The sequence below is a fragment of the Mycobacterium sp. SM3041 genome (genome assembly GCF_039668335.1).
Classification (GTDB): Bacteria; Actinomycetota; Actinomycetes; order Mycobacteriales; family Mycobacteriaceae; genus Mycobacterium.
On sequence record NZ_JAYXBQ010000072.1, the window covers coordinates 349,537 to 374,341 of the forward strand.

Consider the following 24,805-nt stretch of genomic DNA (forward strand, 5'->3'; position numbering starts at 1 on the left):
CGGGCGGACCGGGCCCGTACCGCTGACAGCAGTGCCGAACTAGATCTTGCCGACGAGTTCGAGCGACGGGGCCAGGGTCTCTTCGCCCTCTTCCCACTTGGCCGGGCAGACCTCGCCCGGGTGGTTGCGCACGTACTGGGCGGCCTTGACCTTGCGGACCAGCTCGGCGGCGTTGCGGCCGATGCCCTCGGCGGTGACCTCGGTGAACTGGATGACGCCGTCGGGGTCGACCAGGAAGGTGCCGCGGTCGGCCAGGCCCTGGTCTTCACGCAGCACCTCGAAGTTGGTGCTGATCTGCAGGGTCGGGTCGCCGATCATGGCGTACTGGATCTTGCCGATGGTGTCGGACGAGTCGTGCCACGCCTTGTGGGTGAAGTGGGTGTCGGTGGACACCGAGAACACCTCGACGCCGAGGCGCTGCAGCTCCTCGTAGTGGTCGGCGAGGTCGCCGAGCTCGGTCGGGCAGACGAAGGTGAAGTCGGCCGGGTAGAAGAAGAAGATGGCCCACTTGCCCTTGATGTCGGCGTCCGACACGGGGATGAAGGTGCCGTTCTTGTATGCGGTCGCGGAGAACGGCTTGATCTGCTTGTTGATCAGGGCCACGAGAACCTCTCTTCGGGTTTATCGGATGTCTCTTACGAGTACCCACCTTAGCCGCATTTTTTGGACTCAATCCAGTTTAAAGTGCGGTTGTGGCCAGTCTCACAACACCGGTCCCGAAAGCACCGTGGCCTCAAACGCCAAGTGGGCGGCCAGGTTTCACCTGACCGCCCACTCTGACGTCGAAAATTACCCCTCGATGAAGGCTTCCAGCTGCGCGCGGGCGAGGTCGTCGGCGACCTGCACCGGCGGGCTCTTCATCAGGTAGGCCGAGGCCGGCAGGATCGGGCCACCGAGGCCGCGGTCCTTGGCGATCTTGGCGGCGCGCACGGCGTCGATGATGATGCCGGCCGAGTTGGGGGAGTCCCACACCTCGAGCTTGTACTCGAGGTTCAGCGGCACGTCACCGAAGGCGCGGCCCTCGAGGCGCACGTACGCCCACTTGCGGTCGTCGAGCCACGCGACGTAGTCCGACGGGCCGATGTGCACGTTCTTGTCGTAGACCTTGTCGGCCAGCGAGCCGGTCAGGTTCGAGGTGACGGCCTGCGTCTTCGAGACCTTCTTCGACTCCAGGCGCTCGCGCTCGAGCATGTTCTTGAAGTCCATGTTGCCGCCGACGTTCAGCTGGTAGGTGCGGTCCAGGGTGACGCCGCGGTCCTCGAACAGCTTGGCCATCACGCGGTGGGTGATGGTGGCGCCGACCTGGCTCTTGATGTCGTCGCCGACGATCGGCACACCGGCGTCCTCGAACTTCTTGGCCCACACCGGGTCCGAAGCGATGAACACGGGCAGGGCGTTGACGAACGCGACCTTGGCGTCGATGGCGCACTGGGCGTAGAACTTGTCGGCCTCTTCGGAGCCGACGGGCAGGTAGGAGACCAGGACGTCGACGTTCGCGTCCTTGAGGGCCTTGACCACGTCGACGGGCTCGGCGTCGGAGACCTCGATGGTGTCGGCGTAGTACTTGCCGATGCCGTCGAGGGTCGGGCCGCGCTGCACGATCACGTCGGTCGGCGGCACGTCGGCGATCTTGATGGTGTTGTTCTCGGAGGCGCCGATGGCCTCGGAGAGGTCGAAGCCGACCTTCTTGGCGTCCACGTCGAACGCGGCGACGAACTTCACGTCGCGCACGTGGTACGGGCCGAACTTCACGTGCATCAGACCCGGCACCGTCGAATTCGCATCGGCGTCCTGGTAGTACTGCACGCCCTGGACGAGCGACGCCGCGCAGTTGCCTACGCCGACGATTGCGACCCGAACCTCATTCGACTCAGACATGTGACGGTCTCCTTTTCCTACTCTTTCAGTGCATTCGCCGTGGGCGGGTGCGCTCAGGTTTGGTCGGCGTGGCCTTGTGACGGCGGCGCCGTCGGTCCGGCAGTTGCCACGCGCTCGGCAGCAATCAGCTCGTTGAGCCATTTCACTTCGCGCTCACTGGACTCGAGCCCGAGCTGGTGCAGCTGCCGGGTGTAGCGGTCGAGTGAACTGCTGGCCCGTGCGATCGCCTCGCGCAGACCTTCGCGACGTTCCTCGACCTGACGGCGCCGCCCTTCCAGGATTCGCATCCTGGCTTCGGCGGGAGTCCGGTTGAAGAACGCCAAGTGCACACCGAATCCGTCATCGGTGTAGTTCTGGGGGCCGGTGTCCGCGACGAGTTCGGTGAACCGTTGCTTGCCGGCGTCGGTGAGTTGGTAGACGCGACGCGCGCGACGCACCTTCGTCGAACCGAGCGGTGCCGCGTCCTCGACGATCAGGCCGTCGGCCTGCATGCGACGCAACGCCGGGTACAACGAGCCGTACGAGAACGCCCGGAACGCGCCGAGCAGTCCGGTCAGCCGTTTGCGCAGCTCATAGCCGTGCATGGGGGACTCCAGCAGAAGCCCCAGGATGGCCAGCTCCAGCACAGTGTCACCTCCCGACGTTAATTGACGACATCGCATATTGAGCGCTAGGACGCTTCAACACCTCGCACAATAGTATCGCGCCGATATATACGCGGCCAATCGAGCCGCACACGGAGATGAACGACATTCGATGCGGCCGTCAACACCGGCCGAACACGCGGCGAATCAGCCGGGGTAGTTGATGCGCTTCGTATTGCCTTCGGGATCCAGCTCGATGTAGCCGCTGTTGTTGAACTTCCCGGACACATAGATGGAGATGGCGACGGTGTCCGGCGGGGCGGTGGTGTCCTTGCCGGCCTTGAAGATCAGGTAGACGGTGTTGATCTCGTTGCGCTTGATGCCCAGGGTCTCGGGTGCGCCGTGCAGGATGCCGGCGATCTTCTCGAAGTTGAACTTGCCGAGGTCGACGACGCGTTCGTCACTGCTGACCGACGTGGTGTCGGGATCGTCCCAGCCGCCGCGGTAGTCGTACCGCAGTACCCGGCGCGGCTCACCCGGGTCGGGGCGCTCGAGGATCGCGTAGTCCGGGTAGATGGTCAGCTCATAGCCGGTGGTGTCGCCGAACTTCTTCTTCATCTGGGTGAATAGCCCGGTCAGCCCGCCGAGCGACTGCAGCTGGCGCGGCGGGGTGAGCACGATGGGAGCGACGCCGTCGGGCTTGGCGCCCGGGTCCTCGGCGGCGGTCAGCGGGGACTGGCCGGGCGCGGCGTAGATCCCCCAGCCGATCGCGACGCCGACCACGAGCATCACCGCGGCGCCGGCGGCCAGGATGCCCCAGCCGGTCGACCGCACCGCGCGGCCCGCACCGGTCTTGAGCGGGGGCAGCTTGACCGATGAGTTCGCGGTCTGCAGATCGGTCACCAGCGAGCGCAGGTCTCCGAGGGTGACGGCCCTCGTGGCCGCAGCGACGCGCTGCCGGTGCTCCTCGGCGGACAGCTGGCCGTCGGCCAGTGCCGTGTCCAGAATCTGGCAGGTGTCGTTGCGGTCGCTGTCTTTCGCCCGGGTCGCTGCGGTGGCCACCGGGAAAGCGTAAAGGTCAGGTGGCGCGCCCGCGTGAGCCCGGCCACAAGCCCTTTTGCCACCGCACCTATCGAGCCGGCTACAACCCGGCTACATGCGTGCCATCACGCATCGGCCTTCAGGTGCCCGACGTACTCTGGTCAACGTGCGATTGCAGCGGCAGGTGGTCGACTATGCGCTCCGGCGCAGGTCGCTGCTGGCTGAGGTCTACTCGGGCCGCACCGGCGTCACCGAGGTGTGTGACGCCAACCCCTACCTGCTGCGCGCAGCAAAATTTCATGGTCGTACCAGTTCGGTGATGTGCCCGATCTGCCGGAAGGAACCGCTGACATTGGTGTCGTGGGTCTTCGGTGATCATCTCGGAGCGGTGTCGGGTTCGGCCCGCAGCACCGAGGAGCTCGTCCTGCTGGCCGCCAAGTTCGACGAATTCGCGGTTCACGTGGTGGAGGTATGCCGCACTTGCAGTTGGAATCATTTGGTCAAGTCATATGTATTAGGGACGCCGAGTCCCCCGAAGGCGGCGAAGCCTCGTGGCACCCGGGCGGCGCGCTCGAAAGCGCGCACAGCCAGTGAGTGACGGAGTGGGCGGAGCTGGACGCCACAGCCGATCGGACAACGACGCGACCAGAGGCCCGGGCGCCGGCGCACCGCAGGGACGCCCGGGACCCGTGCCGCCGGATGACCGGCGCACCATGATCCTGCCGCCGGTCGGCAAGGCCGACGATCCGCGGCTGCGGGATCCGATCGACGCCGTGAAGGCCGCGCTCGACGGCACCAAGCGGCCGGGCCAGTCCCCGATGAGCGCGGGCATGAACCCGCCGCCGAAGTCGCCGCCGCCACCGCCGCCGCGGACCGGTGGCGGCAAGTCCGGCGGTCCGCAGTTGCCGCAGTTCAAGTGGAACTGGAAGGTCTTCCGTCGGCTCTGTTACGCCGGCGCCGTGGTCCTGTTGGTGCTGCCGATCGTCACGTTCGCGATGGCGTACCTCATCGTCGACATCCCCAAGCCGGGCGACATCCGCACCAACCAGGTGTCGACCATCCTGGCGAGCGACGGCACCGAACTCGCGAAGTTCGTGCCGCCGGAAGGCAACCGGGTCGACGTCAACATCGACCAGATCCCGGTGCACGTCCGCAACGCGGTGATGGCCGCCGAGGACCGGGACTTCTACACCAACCCCGGCTTCTCGTTCTCCGGCTTCGCGCGGGCGTTCAAGAACAACATCTTCGGTGGCGACCTGCAGGGCGGGTCGACCATCACGCAGCAGTACGTGAAGAACGCGTTGGTCGGTGACGCCCGCTCCGGCGTGGGCGGCCTGGTCCGCAAGGCCAAGGAATTGGTGATCGCCACCAAGATGTCGCGGCAGTGGTCGAAAGACGAAGTGCTGCAGTCGTACCTGAACATCATCTATTTCGGCCGCGGCACCTACGGCATCGCCGCGGCGTCGAAGGCCTACTTCGGCAAACCCGTCGAGCAGCTCGACGTGGCCGAGGGGGCGTTGCTCGCGGCACTCATCCAGCGGCCGTCGACGCTGGACCCGGCCGTCGACCCGGAGGGCGCCGCCGAGCGCTGGAACTGGGTGCTCGACGGCATGGTGACCATGGGCGCGCTGTCCAAGGAGGACCGCGCACAGCAGAAGTTCCCGGCCACGGTGCCGCCCGAGCAGGCCCGGCAGCAGAACCAGACCGAGGGCCCCAACGGACTGATCCAGCGGCAGGTGATGAAGGAGCTGCAGAGCATCTTCAACATCAACGAGCAGGCGCTGAACACAGAGGGGCTGCAGGTCACCACGACCATCGACCCGAAGGCGCAGGCGGCGGCCGAGGACGCGGTGTCGAAGTATCTGGACGGCCAGGCCGACGACATGCGGGCCGCGGTGGTGTCGGTCGATCCGCACACCGGCGGCATCAAGGCGTATTACGGCGGCTCCGACGCCAACGGCTTCGACTTCGCGCAGGCCGGCCTGCCGACGGGTTCGTCGTTCAAGGTCTTCGCGTTGGTGGCGGCCCTCGAGCAGGGCATCGGGCTGGGGTACCAGGTCGACAGCTCGCCGGTGACCGTCAACGGCATCAACATCACCAACGTCGAGGGCGAGGGCTGCGGCACCTGCAGCATCGCCGAGGCGCTCAAGCGGTCGCTGAACACCAGCTACTACCGGTTGATGCTCAAGCTCAAGCACGGCGCGCAGGACGTCGCCGATGCCGCGCACAAGGCCGGTGTCGCCGACAGCTTCCCGGGCGTCGAGCACACGCTGTCCGAGGACGGCAAGGGCGGTCCGCCCAACAACGGCGTGGTGCTGGGGCAGTACCAGAGCCGCGCGCTGGACATGGCGTCCGCTTACGCGACGCTGGCGGCGTCCGGCGAGTACCACAAGCCGCACTTCGTGCAGAAGGTCGTCAACGGCGACGGGCAGGTGCTGTTCGACGCGGCGTCCCAGGACAACTCGGGTGAGCAGCGGATCCCGAAGGCCGTCGCCGACAACGTGACCTCGGCGATGCAGCCCATCGCCGGCTACTCGCGCGGCCACAACCTGGCCGGTGGCCGGCCGTCCGCGGCCAAGACCGGCACGGTGCAGCTCGGTGACACCGGCGCCAACCGCGACGCATGGATGGTCGGCTACACGCCGTCGCTGTCCACCGCGGTGTGGGTCGGCACGACGAGCGGGACGCAGCCACTGGTGAACAAGGGTGGCGGTCCGGTGTACGGCTCGGGGCTGCCGTCGGACATCTGGAAGTCGACGATGGACGGTGCGCTGAAGGGCACCGACAACGAGTCGTTCCCCAAGCCCACCGCCATCGGCGGCTACGCGGGCGTGCCGCAGGCGCCGCCGGTGGTCAAGCCGCCGACGCCGGATGATCAGCAGGGTCCGCCGCCGGGCGCACCGACCGAGACGGTGGTCCAGCCGACGCTCGTCGTCGCTCCGGGCATCACGATCCCGTTCGGTCCGCCGACCACCATGCAGGTGGCCCCGCACCAGGATGCGCCCCCGCCGCCCGGTGGTGGCGACCCGAACCAGCCTGGCCCCCCGCCGCCGCCGTGACGGTCGACGAACCAGACGAGTCCGGCGTCCCGACGGTCTCGCCGGCCCGGCTGGCCCGGGACCTGCGCAGCGCCGACGACCGCGACCTGCCCAGCCGGACCGACGTCATGGGTGCGGCGCTGTCCGGTGTCGTGGGCGGGCCGGTGGGCCGGCACGCGATGATCGGCCGGGCGCCGTTCCTCACCCCGTTCCGGGTGCTGCTGATCATCGCGCTGGTGTTCCTCGGGCTGGGCTACACGACCAAGGCGCCGTGCCTGGTGACGACGGGCACGGGTACCGCCGATCAGCGCGTCGCCAACTGGCAGAACCAGCGCGCCTACTACGAGTTCTGCTACTCGGACACCGTGCCGCTGTACACCGCGGAGCTGCTGAACCTGGGCAAGTTCCCGTACAAGTCCAGTTGGATCGAGACCGACAGCGCGCAGAAGCCGCGCGTCCAGTACGACGGCACCCGCGCGATCCGCTACATGGAGTATCCGGTGCTGACCGGCATGTACCAGTACGCGGCCATGTCGGTGGCCAAGACGTACACGGCGCTGTCCAAGCTGGTCCGGATGCCGGTGGTCGCCGAGGTGATCATGTTCTTCAACGTCTCGGCGTTCGGGCTCGCGCTGGCGTGGATGGCCACCGTCTGGGCGACCATGCTCATGTCCGGCCGGCGCCCGTGGGACGCCGCGGTGGTCGCCGGGTCGCCGATCCTGATCTTCCAGGCGTTCACCAACTTCGACGCCCTCGCGACCGCATGCGCGGCCGGCGCCATGCTGGCCTGGTCCCGCCGAAAACCGGTGGTGACCGGCCTGCTCATCGGCGTCGGGGTGGCGCTGAAGCTGTATCCGTTGCTGCTGCTGATCCCGCTGGCGATGCTGGCGGTGCGGACCGGCAAGTGGCGGCCGGTGGCCAAGACCGCGATCACCGCGTTGGTCACGTGGATCGCGGTGAACCTGCCGATCATGGTGATGTTCCCGCGCGGCTGGTCGGAGTTCTTCCGGCTCAACACCCGCCGCGGTGACGACATGGATTCGCTCTACAACGTCGTGAAGTCCTTCACCGGCTGGGGCGGTTTCGACACCAACCTCGGATTCTGGGAACCGCCGACGGTACTCAACACCGTCACGGCGGTGCTGTTCGTCTTGTGTTGTGCGGCAATCGCTTACGTCGCGTGGACGGCGCCGCAGCGGCCGCGACTGGCGCAGCTGGCGTTCCTCGTCGTCGCGGCGTTCCTGCTGACCAACAAGGTGTGGAGCCCGCAGTACTCGCTGTGGCTGGTGCCGTTGGCCGCGCTGGCGCTGCCGCATCGTCGAATCCTGTTGGCGTGGATGACCATCGACGCGCTGATCTGGATTCCGCGGATGCTGTACCTCTATGGCGATCCCAAACTCGGACTGCCCGAACAGTTCTTCACCACGACGGTGTTGCTGCGCGACATCGCGGTGATCGGCCTGTGCGCATTGGTTGTTCGCGCCATCTACCGACCCGAGATGGATCTGGTCCGCTGGGGCGGACGCGTGGACGATCCGTCGGGCGGCGTGTTCGACGAGGCCGGCGACAATTCGCCGCGCTGGTTGCCCGCCCGGTTGCGGCCCCGTCCGATCGCCGTCGACGAGCCCGATCCGGACCCCGAACCGGAGCTGGCGCCGACGGCATAAATGGGCTGCGTTCCGTCGCGCGCGGTGGCAGGGTCGAGACGTGACCGATCTGACCTTTTCTGACTCCGTCGTCGTCGACACCGATCCCGAGACGCTCTACGCCCTGGTCTCCGATGTGACCAACATGGGTAAGTGGAGCCCGCAGTGCAAAGAGTGCTGGTGGGAGGACGAAGACGGCGGCCCGGTGGCCGGCGCCTGGTTCAATGGCCGCAACGAAACCGCCGATCGGACCTGGGAGACCCGTAGCCAGGTGGTCGTCGCCGAGCCCGGCCGCGAGTTCTTCTGGGAGGTCAACGGCGGCTGGGTGCGCTGGGGCTTCACCCTCGATCCCGTCGACGGTGGCACCCGACTGACGCAGTCGTGGGAGTTCCTGCCGGCCGGTATCGAGGGCTTCCACGGGCGCTGGGGCGACGATGCCGAAGCCCAGATCGCACTCCGCTCGAAGTATGCGAAGGAAGGCATCCCGGTGACACTCGCGGCGATCAAGAAGACGGCCGAGGCCTAGGTTTCGCGGCCGCCGGGGCTGCCGCCGCGAGCGTGCACACCGGGGCTGCCGCCGCGAGCGTGCACACAGATCACGCAAGTCGCCGGCGCGGCGCGCTGGCTGCACGCTCGCGGCGTCCGCGCGCTCTCCCTCGGACTCAGCCCTGATACGGCGGCAGATACTGCGGAAAGCACTGTGGCGCAACCGGATTGCGGGGCGCCTGTATCCACGCGGTGGTTGACGGCAGCAACGCCAGGACCATCGTGGTGATCGGAAATGCCAGGCCGACAACGGCGCTGACGACACCTTCGGGCGAGTACCAGTCATCCGCCGTCACCGCGGTGGTGAACACGGCGGTCATCAGGTTGCTCACGATGGCCACCGCACATCCACTCACCACGAGCCACCGGCCGAGCATCTTGCGGCGAAAGAGCAGCACTGCGCCGGCGATGAGCAACACGCTCAGCACCGTGCCGAGTACGAGCCCGATGATCACCATGGCGACCATTCCGATGGCGAGGATGCCGAAGATGCTGTCGAGGAACTCGAGATCAGAGCGGTCGAAATTACTGCCGATCGACGCGATGACGATCAGGAAGAACAGCGAGACGGCGGTGATGCCGAGGCTGAGCAATCCGCCGAGTGCCGCCAGCACGCCGGCGGTGATCGCGGTGCCACCGCTCGGTTGGGCCGGCACCGCCGGCAGGGCGGGGTAGGCGCCCGGCTGCGGGTACTGCGGGTACGTCATGTTTTCCCTCTGGCGCCGGGTTGGTCCACTCAGCCCTGGTACGGCGGGTACTGCGGAAAGTATTGCGGCGCAACGGGAGTGCGCTTGGCCTGAATCCAGGCCACCGTCGAGGGTCGCAGTGCCAACACCATCGTCAGGATCGGAAAGAGTAGGCCTAGGAAGCCAAGTCGGGGACCGCCTTCGTATTCCGAGATGGCGTTATGCAACCCGTAGCTGATCACTGTCCCGCCGATGACCAGTGCGCATCCGGCGGTGATGAGCCAGCGGCTGGGCATCTTCCGCATGAACAACATCGTCGCGCCCACGATGAGCAACAAGGCGGCGACCAAGCCCGACGCGACGAAGACGATTGCGAGTGCGTACGTCCCGCCAGGGAAGGAAGCGGCGGACTCACTTCTGATCCGGGCGATCGAGGAGAAACCAGCTAGAGCCATGCCGCCATTCGCCAGCGCACCCAGGATCGACAGGACTGCCGCACCGATCGCTGTGCCGCCACTTGGCGGAGCCGGTGGCATGGGCGGATACCCGCCCGGATAACCAACTGGCTGCGGGTATCCCTGCTGGTAGACGGGCTGCGGCGGATAGCCCTGTGGATACCCCGGCTGCTGCGGGTGGCCGGGCTGCCCCGGAAATCCCTGGCCGTACGGCCCCTGTGGATACGTCATGCTTCCCCCTCGCTCAGCCCTGAGGCGGCGGATAGTACGGATACGGCTGCGGCGCAATGGGATTCCGCTTCGCCCGTATCCATCGGCCGGTCGAGGGCAGGAAAGTGAATACGACGGTCGCCACCGAGAAGATCATGATCGGGAGGGTGATCACCGCCCCGACGGTGCTATCCCCGTCCGCATTTGCGCCCAGGAAGGCTCCCAGTCCGAACGCGAAGATCGGCACGCATCCGACGCCGATGAGCCAGCGACCGGCCGGCTTGCGCGACAGCAGCATGAAGCCCCCAGCCAGGACGAGCAGACCGCCGACGACCGAGATCCCAAGGAACAGGTGGCCGACGTGTGCCGGAGAGCGGGTGGCGAACGGGCCCGGTTCCTTCGTGAGGGACTCCACCAAAGCCATGGCACCGAGGCCCCCATGCAGCAGTCCGCCCATGATCGCCAGCACGCCCGCGATGACTCCACCGATCCCGCCAGTCGACGCGGGCGGCACGGGAGCAGGCGGAAAACCGCCCGGATACGCCCCCGGATACCCGCCCGCCTGCGGGTATCCCTGCTGGTAGACGGGCTGGGGCGGATAACCCTGCGGATAACCCGGCTGCGGCGGGTGGCCGGGTTGCCCCGGATACCCCTGGCCATACGGCCCCTGCGGATACGTCATGCGTCCCCCTCGCCGACAATGATCGTCCACCCAGCCTAGCGAGCTTGACGCCTCCGTCAGGACAGCTCTTCCGAGCGCCGATTTCGCAGCTCAGGGGCTCTTCGGGTAACCTAACCCGGTTGCCGACGCAGGCGACCCTCCTGCCACGGAACACGCCGTGGCCGATACGACCATAGGAGGTGATGGGTTCCACATGCGTCCATACGAAATCATGGTCATTCTCGACCCCACACTTGACGAGCGCACCGTAGCTCCGTCGCTGGAGACGTTCCTGAACGTCGTCCGCAAAGACGGCGGCAGCGTCGAAAAGGTGGACATCTGGGGCCGTCGCCGGCTGGCTTACGAGATCGCCAAGCACGGTGAAGGCATCTACGCGGTTGTCGACCTGAAGGCCGAACCGGCCACGGTCAACGAGCTCGACCGTCAGCTGAACCTGAACGAGTCGGTGTTGCGTACCAAGGTCCTGCGGACCGACAAGCACTAGAAGCACCGAAGCTCTGCGGATTTGTCGCGGGCCTTGCGTAGGCTCGCGCCTAATTCACCCAATCCGTCCCAGGAGGATCTCGTGGCTGGTGACACCACCATCACCGTTATCGGAAACCTGACCGCTGACCCGGAGCTGCGTTTCACGCCGTCCGGAGCTGCTGTTGCGAACTTCACCGTGGCCTCGACGCCGCGGATGTTCGACCGGCAGAGCAACGAGTGGAAGGACGGGGAGGCGCTGTTCCTCCGCTGCAACATCTGGCGCGAGGCGGCCGAGAACGTCGCCGAGAGCCTGACCCGGGGGTCGCGTGTCATCGTGACCGGCCGGCTGAAGCAGCGCTCGTTCGAGACCCGCGAGGGTGAGAAGCGCACCGTGATGGAGGTCGAGGTCGACGAGATCGGCCCGTCCCTGCGGTACGCGACGGCGAAGGTGAACAAGGCCAACCGCAGTGGCGGTGGCGGTGGCGGCTTCGGCGGCGGCGGGGGTTCCCGTCAGTCCGCTGGTGGCGGCGCTCCGGCCGACGACCCGTGGGGCAGCGCCCCGGCTTCGGGTTCGTTCGGCGGCGCCGACGACGAGCCGCCCTTCTGATCCACGTAATTGGCTGGGCAACCAGCTAGACCCAGAAAGAGAAAGACATGGCCAAGGCCACCAAGCGGCGTCCGGCGCCGGAAAAGCCGGTCAAGACCCGCAAGTGCGTGTTCTGCTCCAAGAAGGCGCAGACCATCGATTACAAGGACACCGGACTGCTCCGGACCTACATCAGCGAGCGCGGCAAGATCCGTGCGCGTCGCGTCACCGGTAACTGCGTGCAGCACCAGCGCGACATCGCCATTGCCGTGAAGAACGCCCGCGAGGTTGCGTTGCTCCCGTTCAGCTCGTCGACTCGATAGGGAGGACTGAGAAAAATGAAGCTCATTCTGACCACTGAGGTCGACCACCTGGGTTCGGCCGGCGACACCGTTGAGGTTCGCGACGGCTACGGCCGTAACTACCTGCTGCCCCGCGGCCTGGCCATCGTGGCCACCCGCGGTGCCGAGCGTCAGGCCAACGAGATCCGTCGCGCGCGTGACGCCAAGACGGTTCGCGACCTGGACCACGCCAACGAGCTGAAGCAGGCGATCGAGGCCCTCGGCCCCGTGTCGCTGGCCGTCAAGGCCGGTGCCGACAGCGGCAAGCTGTTCGGTTCGGTGACCGCGGGCGACGTCGTCGCCGCGATCAAGAAGGCCGGTGGCCCGAACCTCGACAAGCGCACCGTAGAGCTGCCCAAGGCGCACATCAAGTCGGTCGGCACCCACAAGATCGCGGTGCGTCTGCACCCGTCGGTCAACGTGCCGGTGTCGCTGGCTGTCGTCGCCGGATAGGCACCCGGTAGCTCAAACAGCAGAACGCCCGGGTGGAGTCAATCTTTGGCTTCGCCCGGGCGTTTTCTGTTGACAGTGGGCGAATTTTTTACGCCAATCTGCAAACAGTGATCTACGCCGGCTGTTAACCTACGCGGCCCTTTTCTGCCACGCGTACGCAACACAACACGCCCGAGATGGCTACCCGGCACGACACGCCGCACCAATTCTCATACACAGGCTCACAGGCGATATATAGGCTGTTGACCTGCAGGGTTGGGAATTTACCCGCTGGTATTCCACAAGTTCTCCCCAACCCGTCAACATCGTTGTCCACGTCTTTCCACATTTCATCCCCAGGGTTATCAACAGGGGTGGTTTCGGGAGGCTCCAGCAACGTCTAGCGTGATGCGTCGCGCGACAGGTGAGTGGCTTGCGGGTCCGACTTGTCGGGGCGGTGAAGTACGGTCACAGGTAGCTCGTTCGAACGTTTGTTTGACATCGATTTTCGGGGAGGAGGAGCGCTTCGTGGCTGTCGCTGACGACCTGGGTCGTTCCGACATGGAGGAGCCGCCCAGCGAGGATTTCGGCCGTCAACCGCCGCAGGACATGGCTGCCGAGCAGTCGGTCCTCGGTGGCATGTTGCTGTCCAAGGACGCGGTCGCCGACGTCCTGGAGCGCCTGCGTCCCGGCGACTTCTACCGCCCCGCGCACCAGAACATCTACGACGCCATCCTCGATCTGTACGGCCGGGGTGAGCCCGCTGACGCCGTCACGGTCGCCGCCGAACTCGACCGTCGCGGACTGCTCAAGCGCATCGGCGGCGCGCCGTATCTGCACACCCTGATCTCCACGGTGCCCACCGCGGCCAACGCCGGCTTCTACGCCGGCATCGTGGCGGAGAAGGCCACGCTGCGCCGCCTCGTCGAGGCCGGCACGCGCGTCGTGCAGTACGGCTACGCGGGCACTGAGGGTGCCGATGTGGCCGACCTCGTGGACCGCGCGCAGGCCGAGATCTACGACGTCACCCAGACCCGCAGCAGTGAGGACTTCACCGTCCTGGAGGAGCTGCTGCAGCCCACCATGGACGAGATCGACGCCATCGCGTCCCAGGGCGGTATCTCGCGCGGTATCCCGACCGGTTTCACCGAGCTCGACGAGATCACCAACGGTCTCCACCCGGGCCAGATGATCATCGTGGCCGCGCGCCCCGGTGTCGGTAAGGCGCTGGCGCTCGACACCCCGCTGCCCACGCCCGGTGGCTGGACCACCATGGGTGATGTCTCGGTGGGCGACGAGCTGATCGACGCCAACGGTCAACCCACCCGCGTGGTCGCCGCGACTCCCGTCATGGAGGAGCGCCCGTGCTACGAGATCGACCTGTCCGACGGCACCACCATCGTGGCCGACGCGTCGCACCAGTGGCCGACCGGCCGCGGCATCGTCACCACCGCGACCCTGCGGCCCGGCGCTGACCGCCTCGAGCCGGCACTGACCGCCGGCGGGCTGGCGGTGCTCACGCGGCCCGTGACGATCACCGATGTGCGCCGGGTGGAATCGGTGCCGGTGCGCTGTGTCGAGGTCGACAACCCGGCCCACCTGTACCTGGCCGGGCGGTCGATGGTGCCGACGCACAATTCGACGATCGGGCTGGACTTCATGCGGTCCTGCTCGATCAAGCACCAGCAGGCCAGCGTCATCTTCTCGCTGGAAATGAGCAAGACCGAGATCGTCATGCGACTGCTCTCGGCCGAAGCCAAGATCAAGCTCGGTGACATGCGCTCGGGTCGCATGAGTGACGACGACTGGACCAAGCTGGCCCGCCGCATGAGCGAGATCTCCGAGGCGCCGCTCTACATCGACGACTCGCCGAACCTGACCATGATGGAGATCCGGGCCAAGGCCCGCCGTCTGCACCAGAAAGCCAACCTGCGGCTCATCGTCGTGGACTACATGCAGCTGATGACCTCGGGTAAGAAGTTCGAGTCCCGGCAGCAGGAAGTCTCGGAGTTCTCGCGGTCGCTGAAGCTGATGGCCAAGGAACTCGAGGTTCCCGTGGTCGCCATCAGCCAGCTGAACCGTGGTCCCGAACAGCGCACCGACAAGCGCCCGCAGGTGTCGGACCTTCGTGAGTCGGGATCGCTGGAGCAGGACGCCGACATGGTCATGCTGCTGCACCGCCCGGACTCCATCGACCGCGACGACCCGCGCGGTGGTGAAGCCGACATCATCCTGGGCAAGCACCGTAACGGCCCGACCGCGAATATCACTGTGGCACACCAGCTTCACTTCTCGCGGTTCACGAATATGGCGAGGTAGTTCTCGGCAGCTCTCACCAGTGATGCCGGAGTGTCGAGGAACGTCAGCTTCCTCGCGGGATATCGCCGAGGTCGGCTCATTTCCTCGGCGCTTCTCGACAAGTCCATCATGACCCCGCCCAAATTCGGGGTGGAAGCGCGGTGGCCGTTGCGGATTGATAGCCAACAGGTCGCCCACCGGCGCTAGCCGGTGATTTCGGTGAGGGAAAGGTCTTGCCCGACTGGTCATTTCGGGGAAACCGCGCATCGGACACCGTTCGGCAAATCGTGGCAGACCACTACCACGGGTGGCGTGAACCCGCCCGCGAAGTCTCGACGGAGATTGAACCGAGTCCCGATACGGAAATGGTCGTGCGGGAAATTGATTCCGCATGGCGGCGGCGATCGTTGGGGGGCTCAGGCAGCTCTCGTGCAGTTCTTGCGGTTCCTGCCGACCATGGCCTGCGTGACGGCGGACACGTCGGATCGCCCATGTGAGCCCGAACACCATGCAGGCCAACAGGTTTCGACAAGCCGTCGATACCGCGTTTAATGACAGGGCGTTTGGCCTAGCGGGCCGGCAAAGGGGGGTGGTGCAGTGGCGGGTCCCGACTCGGGGAGCGACCTCGATGGATTGCCGCCGCCGCCAATCGCCGAGGGGCAGGTCCATGCCCCGTTGAACCCCGACCGTAGCCCGCCGTACCAGGCGGCAGCGGTTGGGCTGGTGCTGTTCTTCGTGCTGGTGCTGGCGCTGACTTGGTCCCAGTTCCGAGGCTATTTCGACACCAAGGCCCAGCTGTTCGTGGTGTACAACCGGTCCGGGTTGTCGATGGATCCTGGTTCCAAGGTCACCTTCAACGGGGTGCCGATCGGCCGGTTGCAGGCCGCTGAGGCCCAGTCTGGGAATGATGGCCGGGCTCAAGCCAAACTTGTTCTCAGCGTCGATCCGCAGTACTTGGACCTGTTGCCGAGCAACGTGGACGTCAAGCTGTTGGCCACCACCGCGTTCGGCAACAAGTACATCGCGTTCACCTCGCCGGCCAACCCGTCGCCACAGCGCCTCAAAAGTGGTGACGTGATCAACGCCAGTGGCGTCACCACGGAGTTCAATACGCTGTTCGAGACCATCACCGCGATCTCCGGGCAGGTGGACCCAGTCAAGCTCAACCAAATTCTGACCGCCGCGGCTCAGGCTCTCGACGGGCTGGGGGACAAGTTCGGACAGTCCTTGGTCAACGGCAACGACATCTTGGGTGACATCAACGCGCGGATGCCCGTATTGCGGCATGACATCAAGGCCTTGGCCGACCTATCGCAGTTGTACGCCGACGCATCCCCGGATCTGTGGGACGGCCTGGCGAACGCGGTCACGACGGCCCGCACCCTCAATGATCAGCGCGGCAATCTGGACCAGACGTTGGTCGCTGCGGTCGGGTTCGGCAACACCGGTGGCGACATCTTGGAGCGAGGTGGTCCGTACCTGACCCGGGGCGCCGAGGACTTGCTGCCGACGACCCGGTTGCTGGACAAGTACAGCCCCGAGTTGGACTGTCTGTTCCGCGGCTTCGCCTCCGGTGCGCCGGCCGCGGCCAAGGGCCTCGGCGGTAACGGTTACTCGCTGGCCATGCACATGGAACTGGTCGGCACCGCCAACGCCTATGTCTACCCAGACAACCTGCCTCGGATCAACGCCTCCGGCGGTCCGATGGGTCGCCCGGGTTGTTGGACGGTCACCAAGGACATCTGGCCGATGCCCTACATGGTGATGGACACCGGCGCGTCGATCGCGCCGTACAACCACTTCGGCTTGGGCTCGCCGTTCGCGTCCGAGTACATCTGGGGACGTCAAGACGGGTCGAGCACCATCAACCCCTGACCCAAGCGTCGCCCGACGGCTCCCGTAGGCGCGGCTCTTCCGCTAGCTGATGACCACGCGCGTGGTTGACGGCCATGGTTGGACAGCGCAGGCGCCACTTTTGTAGCCTCCTGGACAACTAAGGCACATGGGCAGTCGGCTCGACGGAGCAGACGTCGACAGCGTCGAAGGATGCGCAGTCTTGAAGGTTCACTCACCGCTTGTGGCGAATGACGCCGCCCGCAAGCCGGTGGTCGGTGCCATCGCGGGACTGGTCGCACTGAGCGTGGTGTGGGCTGGCGTGGCGCAGGCCGACCCGCCCCAGGATGGGTTGGCACAGCTCAACGAGCTGTCCCGCCAGGTCGAACAGCTGTCCGACACCATCCGCAATGCGCAGCCGGATCTCGACGCGAAGCTGCAGTCGCTGAGTCAGGCGGACAAGAAGCACTCCGACGATCTCGCCGGCCTCGAGGCGACCAAAGCCCAACTGAACGCCTACCAGCAGGACGTGGACCAATATGCCGCTGCGGCCTACATGGGTGGGCGAACCGACGGCGTCAGCGCCATTCTGACCGCGTCGTCGCCCGCGAACCTGATCGCCGCCCTGGCCGTCCAGCGGGTGGTGGCTACCGAGATCTCCGCGCAGATGCGGGGCTTCCGTCAGGCCTACCAGGACGCGCAGGCCAGCGAGGAGGCCTCGGCAAAGTCCGCGGCTGACGCGAAGGCGGCCGTCGACGCGGCTGCTGCGGTCCGAGCGGACTTGCAGAACATGCGGGCTCGGCTGCGTAAGCAGATGGCCGCTGTCAGCGCGAGCTATGCCGCGTTGCCCCCGGCCCAGCAGGCGGGAGTGGTCCTCCCGACGGCAGCCGTCACGGCAGCGTTGGGCCCGATCGCGCCGATCCCCACGGTCGGGATGAGCGGTTTGGTCCCCAACGCGAGGGCGATCGTGGACTACATCATGGCCACCTACCCCGGCGTGAAGTCGATTGGTGGCGTGCGCGCAGATCGGCTTCCCGACCACCCGAGCGGGCATGCGGTGGACATCATGATCGGCTCGGACATGGGTCTCGGGGACGAGATAAAGGCCGATCTCGAGAGTCAGGCGGGACGCTTCGGCATCTCCTACACAATGTGGCGGGTGGCTGCCCACTTCGACCACGTCCACGTGACCGTCTCCTGAAGATCCGTTATTTCGCAAGGTCCCCTCGGACTGGTCGGCCGTGACATCGGGCCGGGCCGCCTGGCCGGAGGCCTTCAACTGCCGGCTTGAGTAGCGCTGCCGCTATGTGCTCGGGATCACGTAATTCGCACGTTCGGCTTGAGCCACCGGTCACGACTAACCCATATACGGCGGTTGCTGGCCGCAACCGCTCACGAGATGAACGCCAAGTCGACGATTGCCGCCAGCGCAGTCGTTCACCAATCTCGAAGGGGGAACTGGAGCAACATGTTTAGCCGTGTACTAGCCCTTGCCGGTGCCGCTGCGGTTCTCGGCGCGCTGCTATCTACAGCAATCCCTGTGCAGCTGGGAGCTGTGGACCGGTTTGGAACGCCGATTCCCTGCGGGACCGGCTTTCGCCCGGACTTCGAAGTCGCCCGAGTACAAGACCAGATCAATTTGGATCTGCACACCAACCGCGGGCCCATGTTCGCGCCGAGCAACTATGTCGAGCAGTGCCAGTCGATACTGGCTGACCGTCAGTCGACGACGCTGCCGGTTGGCGCCGGTGGAGTGGTGGCCCTCATCGCGGCCGTGGTCCTGTGGAGTCACCGCCGTCCGCAGGCGGGCGAGGAACCTGCCATGGCGCCTGTGCTGACGCCGCCGTTCAGCCGAGAGGCTGCGTTGTCGTAGCAGCAGGCGCACTTCGGCGCGACGGTTCTGGAGCGGCGGCGGCCGCAGGCCTGAGCAGTCGGTGTGCGATCACGCCGATCACCAGCGCCCAGAACGCCGCACCGACACCGGCCACCGTCGTTCCCGAGGCGGCAACGATCAGCGTCACCGCTGCGGGGAGTCGCGCCGATTCGTCGGCCATTGCTCCCGCGCAGGCGCCGGCAAAAGCACTGAGTAGTGCCACACCGGCAACGGCCTGCACGACACCCGCCGGGGCCGCGAGAACAGCCGCTGTCAGTCCGGTGGAGACCAGGCCGAGCCCGCAGTACACCGCCCCCGTCGTGAACCCGGCGATCCAGCGGCGCCGGGGGTTCGGATCGGCGTCCGGTGCGGCCGCCAACGCGGCGCTGATCGCGGCCAAGTTGACGGCGTGTCCGCCGAACGGAGTCGCCAGCAAGGAACCGATCCCGGTCACCGTCAGCGCCGGACGCCAGGGAACGCGGTAACCGAAGCCCGACATGACAGCGACGCCGGGGATGTTCTGCGCTGCCATGGTCACGATGTACAGCGGCACAGCGATGCCGGTGAGCGCTTGCATGGTGAAGGTGGGAGCCGTGACCTGCAGGTGGGGGATCCATGCAGTGGCTGCGGGCAGGGCGTGGTTGCGGACCAGTGTCACCGTGATCACCACCAGGGCGGCGCCGAACGCGGCCGGTACGGCCCAGCGGGGCCGGAGCGCGATCATGATCAGCCACACCACCAGCACCGGTGCGATCGCACCCGGATCGTGGGCCAAGGCGGTAACTGGAGCGACGCACAGCGGGAGGAGGACCCCCGCGAGCATCGCCTGAGCGACGGGATTGGGGATGCGGGTGACCAGGCGCGCGAGCGCCGGCCAGAGGCCCGTCGCCAGCAGCAGCACCGCCGTGAGCGCGAACGCGCCGACGGCCGCGGGCCACCCGCCGGCCACCGCACCGGTCGTGACCAGCAGCGCCGCGCCGGGCGTCGACCACGCACTGGTGATCGGCATCCGGAACCGCCACGACAGCAGCATCGATGACGCGCCCATCGCCAAACTCACCGCCACCAGACCCGAGGCCGCCTGTTGCGGATTTGCGCCCGCTGCCCGCAGCCCCGCGAGTACCACCGCGAACGACGACGTGAAGCCGACCAGGGCGCACACCACGCCGGCACTGATCGGGACTGCCTTCGAGACGTCCTGTTCCATCCGCACCCTCCGTTCTGAATACGGAACGTTCTGTAAACAGAACGTACCATGAAGAGATGTATGCGGGAGAGGTCGGTCGCCGGTTGCGAGAGCTGCGGGTGGAGCGGGGTCTGAGCCTGTCCGAGCTCGCCCGCCGAGCCGGGGTGGGCAAGGGGTCGTTGTCCGAGATCGAGTCGGGCGGCCGCAATCCCACGGTCGAGACCCTCTATGCCCTGTGTGAACCCCTGGATGTGCCGCTGACCGCGCTGGTCGGCGAGACCCCGGGCGTGCACCCAGCCGCCGACGGCGGGATGCGCACGGTGCTGCTTTCGGTGCGGCACCTGCCCCGGGTGACCGTTGAGGTGTTCCGCCTGGAGTTCCCCGATGGCGCCGAGCACATCTCGCCGTCGCACGGGGTCGGCGTTCGCGAGCACCTCACGGTTGTCGATGGCAAGGTGCTGGCCGGGCCGGTCGGTGAGGAGAGTCTGGTCGAGGAGGGGGCGACGCTGAGTTGGCTGAGCGATCGCCGCCACCGGTTCGCCGCTCCCGATGGTGCTGCTGAAGCGGTAGTGGTGATCACCACCCCGCGGTGAGGGCCGGCGGAAGGAAGCCGGGCCGCCCGGCTAGGAAGGGAAATCCGCGCTGCGAGAGAGTCTTTCGTTCGCCCGGATGTCGGCCAGGTTCTGCTCCAGCGCATCGATCACGGCGTCGTATCCGCTGTTGCCCAGGACCAGCCGGCGGGGCGGCGGGTCCTGGGCCATCGCCGCGAGTACCGCACGAGCTCCGCGGCGAGGGTCGCCGGGCTGCGCACCGTCCATCCCGACGAAGGTGGCACGGACCTGCTCCAGCATGTCGTGATATTCCGGAATTGCCTCAGCGACAGGCTCATTGGCGAAGCCGGCGTAGGCATTCGTGCGGAACGCTCCGGGTTCGACCGTCAAGACGGAGATGCCCTGTGCGGCGACCTCGTCGCGTAGCGCATCGGTGATGGCTTCGATGGCGAACTTCGTCGCGCTGTAGTAGCCGAATCCGACGGCCGACACGAGCCCGGCCACCGAGGACACGTTGACGATCCACCCGCTTCCGCGGGCGCGCATGCCTGGCAGCACGGCGCGCGTCACGGCCAGCACCGCAAAGAAGTTCAGTTCGAACATCGCCCGCAACGAGGTCTCGTCCATTCCCTCGATCGATCCGTACCAACCGCGACCCGCATTGTTGACCAGCACATCGATACCGCCGAAGTGCTCCTCGGCCGCGCGCACCGCGCGCTGTACCTGCGCTGCATCGGTGAGTTCCAGCGGCACGACGAGAACGGCGTCACCGTACTGTTCGGCCCAGGTCGCCAGCTCCTGCGGGCGCCGGGACGTCAGCACCACACGGTCTCCCGTCTCGAGCGCCGCTTCGGCGAAGGCCACCCCGAAGCCGCCGGGCGTACCGCCGGTGATGAACCATCTCCGGCTCATGGCTCGATCACCAACCGGCTGATCGACTCGCCGTCGAGGGTGAAGCGGAAACGGAGGTCGACGACCCCGCCGGGGAAGTCGCCCTCCAGATGCTGACCGACGTCGATGGTCGTGTCGGTGGTGGTCGCCCCGGTGAACTCGGAGGTATAGGTGTACTCGCCGGCTGAGGCGGTCAGCCAGGCTCCAATCTCGTGACGGCCTGTGTAGTCGCGCCCCTCATCGGTCACGACCGCATCGGCGGTGAAGGTGGCAACCGCGCGGCCGTCCTGCGGGGTGCTGAGCGCGGTCATGAACGTCTTTATGTTGTCCGGGAGGCCATCCCAATCTGTGGTCATGACCTCACGGTGGAGCTTCCTGTAGGGGGAGGGTCAAGTCGGGGCCGCGATGTTGACCTTGCCCTAGGGGGAGACTGCAGGATGGCCTCAGCCGATAACGCGGGCGGCGGATCGCATGAGGAGGACGGCGTGGGCGCACAGGTTTCGATCGGTGACTTCGCCGTGATGACCAGCCTGAGTAGGAAAGCGCTACGGCACTACCACGACATCGGGATCCTCGAACCGGCACACGTCGACGCGTACACCGGCTACCGCTTCTATGACACCAGCCAGGTCGACCATGCACACATCATTCGCCGGTTTCGATCCCTCGGCATGTCCATTCCCGACATCAAAGCGCTGCTGACCACAGACGACGCCGCGACGCGCACCCAGATCATCACGGCTCATCTCGAACAGATGGAGGTCCAGCTGCAACAGACGCGTGACACCGTTGGCGCGCTGCGCGAGTTGCTTTCGCCCGTGCAGACTCCCGCCTTCGTGGCAGTGCGCCATGAGCCGGCACTGGCCGTGTGGTCCATCGGCGCCACCATCGAGGTATCCGAGATCGACAGCTGGTTCGCGGCGACGCTGAGGACACTGCGAGACGCAGTTGCCGCAGTAGGCGCACCGTCCCTCGTCGTGCCTGGCGGCCTCTACGACCGGGCGCTCTTTCTCGAATCACGCGGCCACGCAACCCTGTTCGTTCCCGCGCCGCAATCGGCGGAGCCTCCGGACGGTGTCCGCGCGGAGGTGTTACCCAAGGCCGAATACGCGGTGCTCACCCACTCCGGTGGTCACGACGAAAGCATCGACCGCAGCTACGGGGCACTGGGCAAATACGCGAACGAGCACCTGATCAGCGGCCAGGGTCCGATCCGTGAACACTACCTCGGCGGAACACCCGCAGCTCCAACAACATTCACCGCTACGGAGATCTGCTGGCCGGTCTTCAGCACCACGCCGCCGCCGGACTGACAGCAGCCCGCGACCAGACCGACACCGTCGATCGTCAGCGGTTCGTGTCCGTGCGGCACAAGTGCTCTCGTAGCCTGCCTGCGGACCACGGCGTGAGACGGAACCGGCCGTCCCGAATGACGGCGACGGCGACGTCATCGACGTCCAAGCCCGAATGGTCGGTGGGCGAGAAGGCGTATCGGCCGGCAGCCGTTACGTACGTCAGCGTTTCCATCGCGTCCCGGACGGCGCCACGGTCGTCGGTGCCCGCGGCTTCGATCGACGCCGCGATGAGTTTGGCGGCGACGTAACCGTCGACGGCGAACTGCGATGGGAGCGCGCCATGGCGCTGTTCGAAGGGTGCGGTCAGGGCTTCGATCGTGAGTCGCATCGTCGGCTCTGGTACGTCTGAACCGATGCTCGCCAAGGACGTTCCGACGATGATGCCCTCGGCGGCGGGTCCGACCGAGTCCACAAATCCCGGGCTTGCTGCCCCGATCCCCATCACCATCGGCATGCTGAGCCCGGCGGCTCGAAAAGCCAGTGCCAAACCCGTTGCCGGTGGGCCGGTCACCCAAGCCATCAACGCCTGTGCCGAGCTCTCGGCGAGCCGGCGGACTACCGGACCGAAATCGTCGGTGTCCACGTTGACGGACACGACGGCGACGGCCGCGATGCCGTGACGACTGAGCATGGCTTTCTGGGCCGCCCAGGCATCCCGGTTGAACGCGCTGTCGGCATCGATGACGACCGCGATCTCGGTGATGCCGGCGCCGTGAAGGAACCGCAGCAGTTGCTCGGCCACCAGATGCCCGGGCGGCGGCGTCATGAAGGCGTACGGCCGCACGGGATCGACCTGCGTGTGCGCGGCACCAGTTGAGACATAAAGCAATTGGTGTCCGTCGGTGTGTGGCAGGACGGCGAGACTGGCATTCGAGAACGAAGTGCCGATAACCGCGACTGTTCGCAGACCGGCGAGCCGACCGTAAGCATCGACTGCGCCCTGCGGGAGGCTGCCGTCGTCTTCGACGCGCAACTCGATACGGCGTCCGAGCACGCCGCCAGAGTCGTTCAGTTGTTGCACCGCCAGCTCGGCGCCGGCCAAGTTCTCCAACCCCATGTAATTGGAGCCGGTCAGTGATGCGATCTGACCGAGCACAAGGGGGCGGGCGGCAGGGGTGGGCGTCATCTGCGCGCTCAGCGTGGCGCCACAGTGCGGGCGTGCGCCGGCGCGTAGCGGTCGCCGACGATGGTTCCCGGTGCGAAAGCCGCTGAGAGATAGGCAGATTCGTCGGCGCTGAGGGCGACGTTGGTGGCGGCAAGATTCTCGGCCACATACTCGGCGCGCTTGGTCCCGGGAATCGTCACCACCGGGAAGGGGCGCGAAAGCAGCCAGGCCAACGCCAATTGGCCCGGGCGGCAACCTTTTTGATCGGCCAGCTCGTTCAGTGCAGCCACGGGAGCCAGGTTCGTCTCCAGGTTCTCCGCGGTGAAGCGCGGGTTGGTGGCGCGCAGATCGCCCTTCGCAAAGGTTGCGTCGGCAGCCAACGCTCCGGTGAGTGCGGAGCGGCCCAGCGGGCTGTAGGCGACCAGCGTTATCCCCAACGCAGCACACGTCTCCGCGATACCGCCCTCGACGCCGCGTTCCCACAGGGAATACTCGCTCTGCAACGCCGCTATCGGATGCACCGTCCGTGCTCGGCGCAAGGTCTCGGGCCCCACCTCGCTGAGACCGATCGCGCGGACCTTGCCCGCACCGACCAACTCGGCCATGGCCCCGACCGTTTCCTCGATAGGGACGCGCGGATCGAGGCGGTGACAGTAATACAGGTCGATCACGTCGGTACCGAGACGCCGGAGACTCGCTTCACAAGCGGCGGTCGCATACTCGGGCCGCCCGTCGATGGCGATCCCGTCGTTGGTGTCGTTGATCCGGGCGGCGAACTTGGTGGCCAGCACCACCTCGTCGCGACGTCCGGAAATGGCCTTGCCAATCAGCTCCTCGTTGTGGCCGAACCCGCGGATCGGGACGCCCCAGGTGATATCGGAAGCGCCGTAAACGTCCGAAGTGTCGAGGTGGTCCACGCCCAAGTCGAGCGCTGCACGGATGGTTCGCATCGACGTCGAATCGTCGGCGTCTCCATAGCTCTGCGACATCCCCATGCAGCCGAGACCGACCGGCCGAACACGGAGGTCCGAATGGCCGATCTGCACCCGTGCCATGCCATCAACAGCCGTCACTGTCGAACCCCTTCGCAATAAGTGATAGTTTCACTATCAGATAGTACGCC

26 protein-coding genes are annotated in these 24,805 nt (G+C 66.5%); 14 read left to right on the forward strand and 12 right to left on the reverse strand.

The window, feature by feature from the left end:
• Positions 1 to 39: 39 nt before the first annotated feature.
• From ahpC to VXD91_RS24065, 4 genes are all read right to left on the reverse strand, one after another.
• Positions 40 to 603 (reverse strand): alkyl hydroperoxide reductase subunit C, encoded by a 564-nt coding sequence (ahpC, locus tag VXD91_RS24050; RefSeq protein ID WP_346416640.1) that lies wholly within the window; start codon positions 601 to 603, stop codon positions 40 to 42.
• Positions 604 to 789: 186 nt separating this feature from the next.
• Positions 790 to 1,878, reverse strand: coding sequence for an inositol-3-phosphate synthase (locus VXD91_RS24055; RefSeq protein WP_346416641.1), 1,089 nt, complete (start codon positions 1,876 to 1,878; stop codon positions 790 to 792).
• 53 nt (positions 1,879 to 1,931) lie between these two features.
• A complete protein-coding gene (locus VXD91_RS24060) occupies positions 1,932 to 2,504 on the reverse strand; it encodes a PadR family transcriptional regulator (protein WP_020099852.1) in 573 nt (190 codons plus the stop codon).
• Positions 2,505 to 2,669: 165 nt separating this feature from the next.
• Positions 2,670 to 3,524, reverse strand: coding sequence for a DUF1707 domain-containing protein (locus VXD91_RS24065; RefSeq protein WP_346416642.1), 855 nt, complete (start codon positions 3,522 to 3,524; stop codon positions 2,670 to 2,672).
• Positions 3,525 to 3,669: 145 nt separating this feature from the next.
• On the opposite strand from VXD91_RS24065, the gene VXD91_RS24070 reads away from it, so the two are divergent.
• The 4 genes from VXD91_RS24070 to VXD91_RS24085 all read left to right on the forward strand — a co-directional run bounded on the left by VXD91_RS24070 (position 3,670) and on the right by VXD91_RS24085 (position 8,713).
• Positions 3,670 to 4,101: a DUF5318 domain-containing protein gene (locus tag VXD91_RS24070; protein ID WP_020099850.1), complete on the forward strand. Its 432-nt coding sequence runs from the start codon at positions 3,670 to 3,672 to the stop codon at positions 4,099 to 4,101.
• Positions 4,102 to 4,216: 115 nt separating this feature from the next.
• Complete coding sequence (locus VXD91_RS24075; protein WP_346416669.1) at positions 4,217 to 6,562, forward strand: transglycosylase domain-containing protein; 2,346 nt, start codon at positions 4,217 to 4,219, stop codon at positions 6,560 to 6,562.
• Positions 6,559 to 8,208 (forward strand): glycosyltransferase family 87 protein, encoded by a 1,650-nt coding sequence (locus VXD91_RS24080; RefSeq protein WP_346416643.1) that lies wholly within the window; start codon positions 6,559 to 6,561, stop codon positions 8,206 to 8,208. Before VXD91_RS24075 ends, VXD91_RS24080 begins: the two co-directional genes overlap by 4 nt.
• Positions 8,209 to 8,248: 40 nt before the next feature.
• The gene (locus VXD91_RS24085; RefSeq protein WP_346416644.1) at positions 8,249 to 8,713 is read left to right on the forward strand and encodes an SRPBCC family protein; all 465 of its coding nucleotides are present in this window, start codon (positions 8,249 to 8,251) and stop codon (positions 8,711 to 8,713) included.
• A 136-nt stretch (positions 8,714 to 8,849) separates the two neighbouring features.
• Here the strand turns inward: VXD91_RS24085 and VXD91_RS24090 are convergent, their stop codons facing one another.
• From VXD91_RS24090 to VXD91_RS24100, 3 genes are read right to left on the reverse strand one after another with little or no spacing between them, the layout of a single operon-like run.
• The gene (locus tag VXD91_RS24090; RefSeq protein ID WP_346416645.1) at positions 8,850 to 9,440 is read right to left on the reverse strand and encodes a hypothetical protein; all 591 of its coding nucleotides are present in this window, start codon (positions 9,438 to 9,440) and stop codon (positions 8,850 to 8,852) included.
• Positions 9,441 to 9,469: 29 nt separating this feature from the next.
• On the reverse strand, positions 9,470 to 10,105 hold the full coding sequence (locus tag VXD91_RS24095; protein WP_346416646.1) for a hypothetical protein: 636 nt from the start codon (positions 10,103 to 10,105) through the stop codon (positions 9,470 to 9,472).
• Between the two features lie 13 nt (positions 10,106 to 10,118).
• The gene (locus VXD91_RS24100; protein ID WP_346416647.1) at positions 10,119 to 10,766 is read right to left on the reverse strand and encodes a hypothetical protein; all 648 of its coding nucleotides are present in this window, start codon (positions 10,764 to 10,766) and stop codon (positions 10,119 to 10,121) included.
• A 193-nt stretch (positions 10,767 to 10,959) separates the two neighbouring features.
• On the opposite strand from VXD91_RS24100, the gene rpsF reads away from it, so the two are divergent.
• The 8 genes from rpsF (at position 10,960) to VXD91_RS24140 (ending at position 18,594) form a co-directional block, all read left to right on the forward strand.
• Complete coding sequence (rpsF, locus tag VXD91_RS24105; protein ID WP_020099843.1) at positions 10,960 to 11,250, forward strand: 30S ribosomal protein S6; 291 nt, start codon at positions 10,960 to 10,962, stop codon at positions 11,248 to 11,250.
• Between the two features lie 81 nt (positions 11,251 to 11,331).
• Positions 11,332 to 11,838, forward strand: coding sequence for a single-stranded DNA-binding protein (locus VXD91_RS24110; RefSeq protein ID WP_020099842.1), 507 nt, complete (start codon positions 11,332 to 11,334; stop codon positions 11,836 to 11,838).
• A gap of 47 nt (positions 11,839 to 11,885) precedes the next feature.
• On the forward strand, positions 11,886 to 12,140 hold the full coding sequence (gene rpsR / locus VXD91_RS24115) for a 30S ribosomal protein S18 (RefSeq protein WP_020099841.1): 255 nt from the start codon (positions 11,886 to 11,888) through the stop codon (positions 12,138 to 12,140).
• A 15-nt stretch (positions 12,141 to 12,155) separates the two neighbouring features.
• Positions 12,156 to 12,611 (forward strand): 50S ribosomal protein L9, encoded by a 456-nt coding sequence (gene rplI, locus VXD91_RS24120; protein WP_212807767.1) that lies wholly within the window; start codon positions 12,156 to 12,158, stop codon positions 12,609 to 12,611.
• 540 nt (positions 12,612 to 13,151) lie between these two features.
• Complete coding sequence (gene dnaB / locus VXD91_RS24125; protein WP_177127391.1) at positions 13,152 to 14,909, forward strand: replicative DNA helicase; 1,758 nt, start codon at positions 13,152 to 13,154, stop codon at positions 14,907 to 14,909.
• Between the two features lie 612 nt (positions 14,910 to 15,521).
• Positions 15,522 to 16,763, forward strand: a complete 1,242-nt coding sequence (locus VXD91_RS24130; RefSeq protein ID WP_305798840.1) for an MCE family protein — start codon at positions 15,522 to 15,524, stop codon at positions 16,761 to 16,763.
• Positions 16,764 to 16,944: 181 nt separating this feature from the next.
• The gene (locus VXD91_RS24135; protein ID WP_346416648.1) at positions 16,945 to 17,922 is read left to right on the forward strand and encodes a glycoside hydrolase; all 978 of its coding nucleotides are present in this window, start codon (positions 16,945 to 16,947) and stop codon (positions 17,920 to 17,922) included.
• A gap of 198 nt (positions 17,923 to 18,120) precedes the next feature.
• On the forward strand, positions 18,121 to 18,594 hold the full coding sequence (locus VXD91_RS24140) for a hypothetical protein (RefSeq protein ID WP_212807747.1): 474 nt from the start codon (positions 18,121 to 18,123) through the stop codon (positions 18,592 to 18,594).
• Here VXD91_RS24140 and VXD91_RS24145 read toward each other — a convergent pair.
• On the reverse strand, positions 18,569 to 19,801 hold the full coding sequence (locus tag VXD91_RS24145) for a benzoate/H(+) symporter BenE family transporter (protein WP_212807746.1): 1,233 nt from the start codon (positions 19,799 to 19,801) through the stop codon (positions 18,569 to 18,571). The two genes, VXD91_RS24140 and VXD91_RS24145, sit on opposite strands and share 26 nt — an antisense overlap.
• A gap of 56 nt (positions 19,802 to 19,857) precedes the next feature.
• Here VXD91_RS24145 and VXD91_RS24150 point away from each other — a divergent pair, with 56 nt between their 5' ends.
• A complete protein-coding gene (locus VXD91_RS24150) occupies positions 19,858 to 20,373 on the forward strand; it encodes an XRE family transcriptional regulator (RefSeq protein WP_212807745.1) in 516 nt (171 codons plus the stop codon).
• Positions 20,374 to 20,403: 30 nt separating this feature from the next.
• On the opposite strand, the gene VXD91_RS24155 is transcribed toward VXD91_RS24150, so the two are convergent.
• Positions 20,404 to 21,243: an SDR family NAD(P)-dependent oxidoreductase gene (locus VXD91_RS24155; protein WP_212807744.1), complete on the reverse strand. Its 840-nt coding sequence runs from the start codon at positions 21,241 to 21,243 to the stop codon at positions 20,404 to 20,406.
• Positions 21,240 to 21,578: a nuclear transport factor 2 family protein gene (locus VXD91_RS24160; RefSeq protein ID WP_212807743.1), complete on the reverse strand. Its 339-nt coding sequence runs from the start codon at positions 21,576 to 21,578 to the stop codon at positions 21,240 to 21,242. The genes VXD91_RS24155 and VXD91_RS24160 overlap by 4 nt, the downstream gene beginning before the upstream one ends.
• A gap of 81 nt (positions 21,579 to 21,659) precedes the next feature.
• Here VXD91_RS24160 and VXD91_RS24165 point away from each other — a divergent pair, with 81 nt between their 5' ends.
• Complete coding sequence (locus VXD91_RS24165; protein ID WP_244872720.1) at positions 21,660 to 22,535, forward strand: MerR family transcriptional regulator; 876 nt, start codon at positions 21,660 to 21,662, stop codon at positions 22,533 to 22,535.
• A gap of 34 nt (positions 22,536 to 22,569) precedes the next feature.
• Here VXD91_RS24165 and VXD91_RS24170 read toward each other — a convergent pair whose 3' ends face one another.
• Both VXD91_RS24170 and VXD91_RS24175 read right to left on the reverse strand, forming a co-directional pair.
• The gene (locus tag VXD91_RS24170) at positions 22,570 to 23,703 is read right to left on the reverse strand and encodes an ABC transporter substrate-binding protein (RefSeq protein WP_212807742.1); all 1,134 of its coding nucleotides are present in this window, start codon (positions 23,701 to 23,703) and stop codon (positions 22,570 to 22,572) included.
• Between the two features lie 8 nt (positions 23,704 to 23,711).
• Complete coding sequence (locus VXD91_RS24175; protein ID WP_212814484.1) at positions 23,712 to 24,737, reverse strand: aldo/keto reductase; 1,026 nt, start codon at positions 24,735 to 24,737, stop codon at positions 23,712 to 23,714.
• Between the last annotated feature and the right edge of the window lie 68 nt (positions 24,738 to 24,805).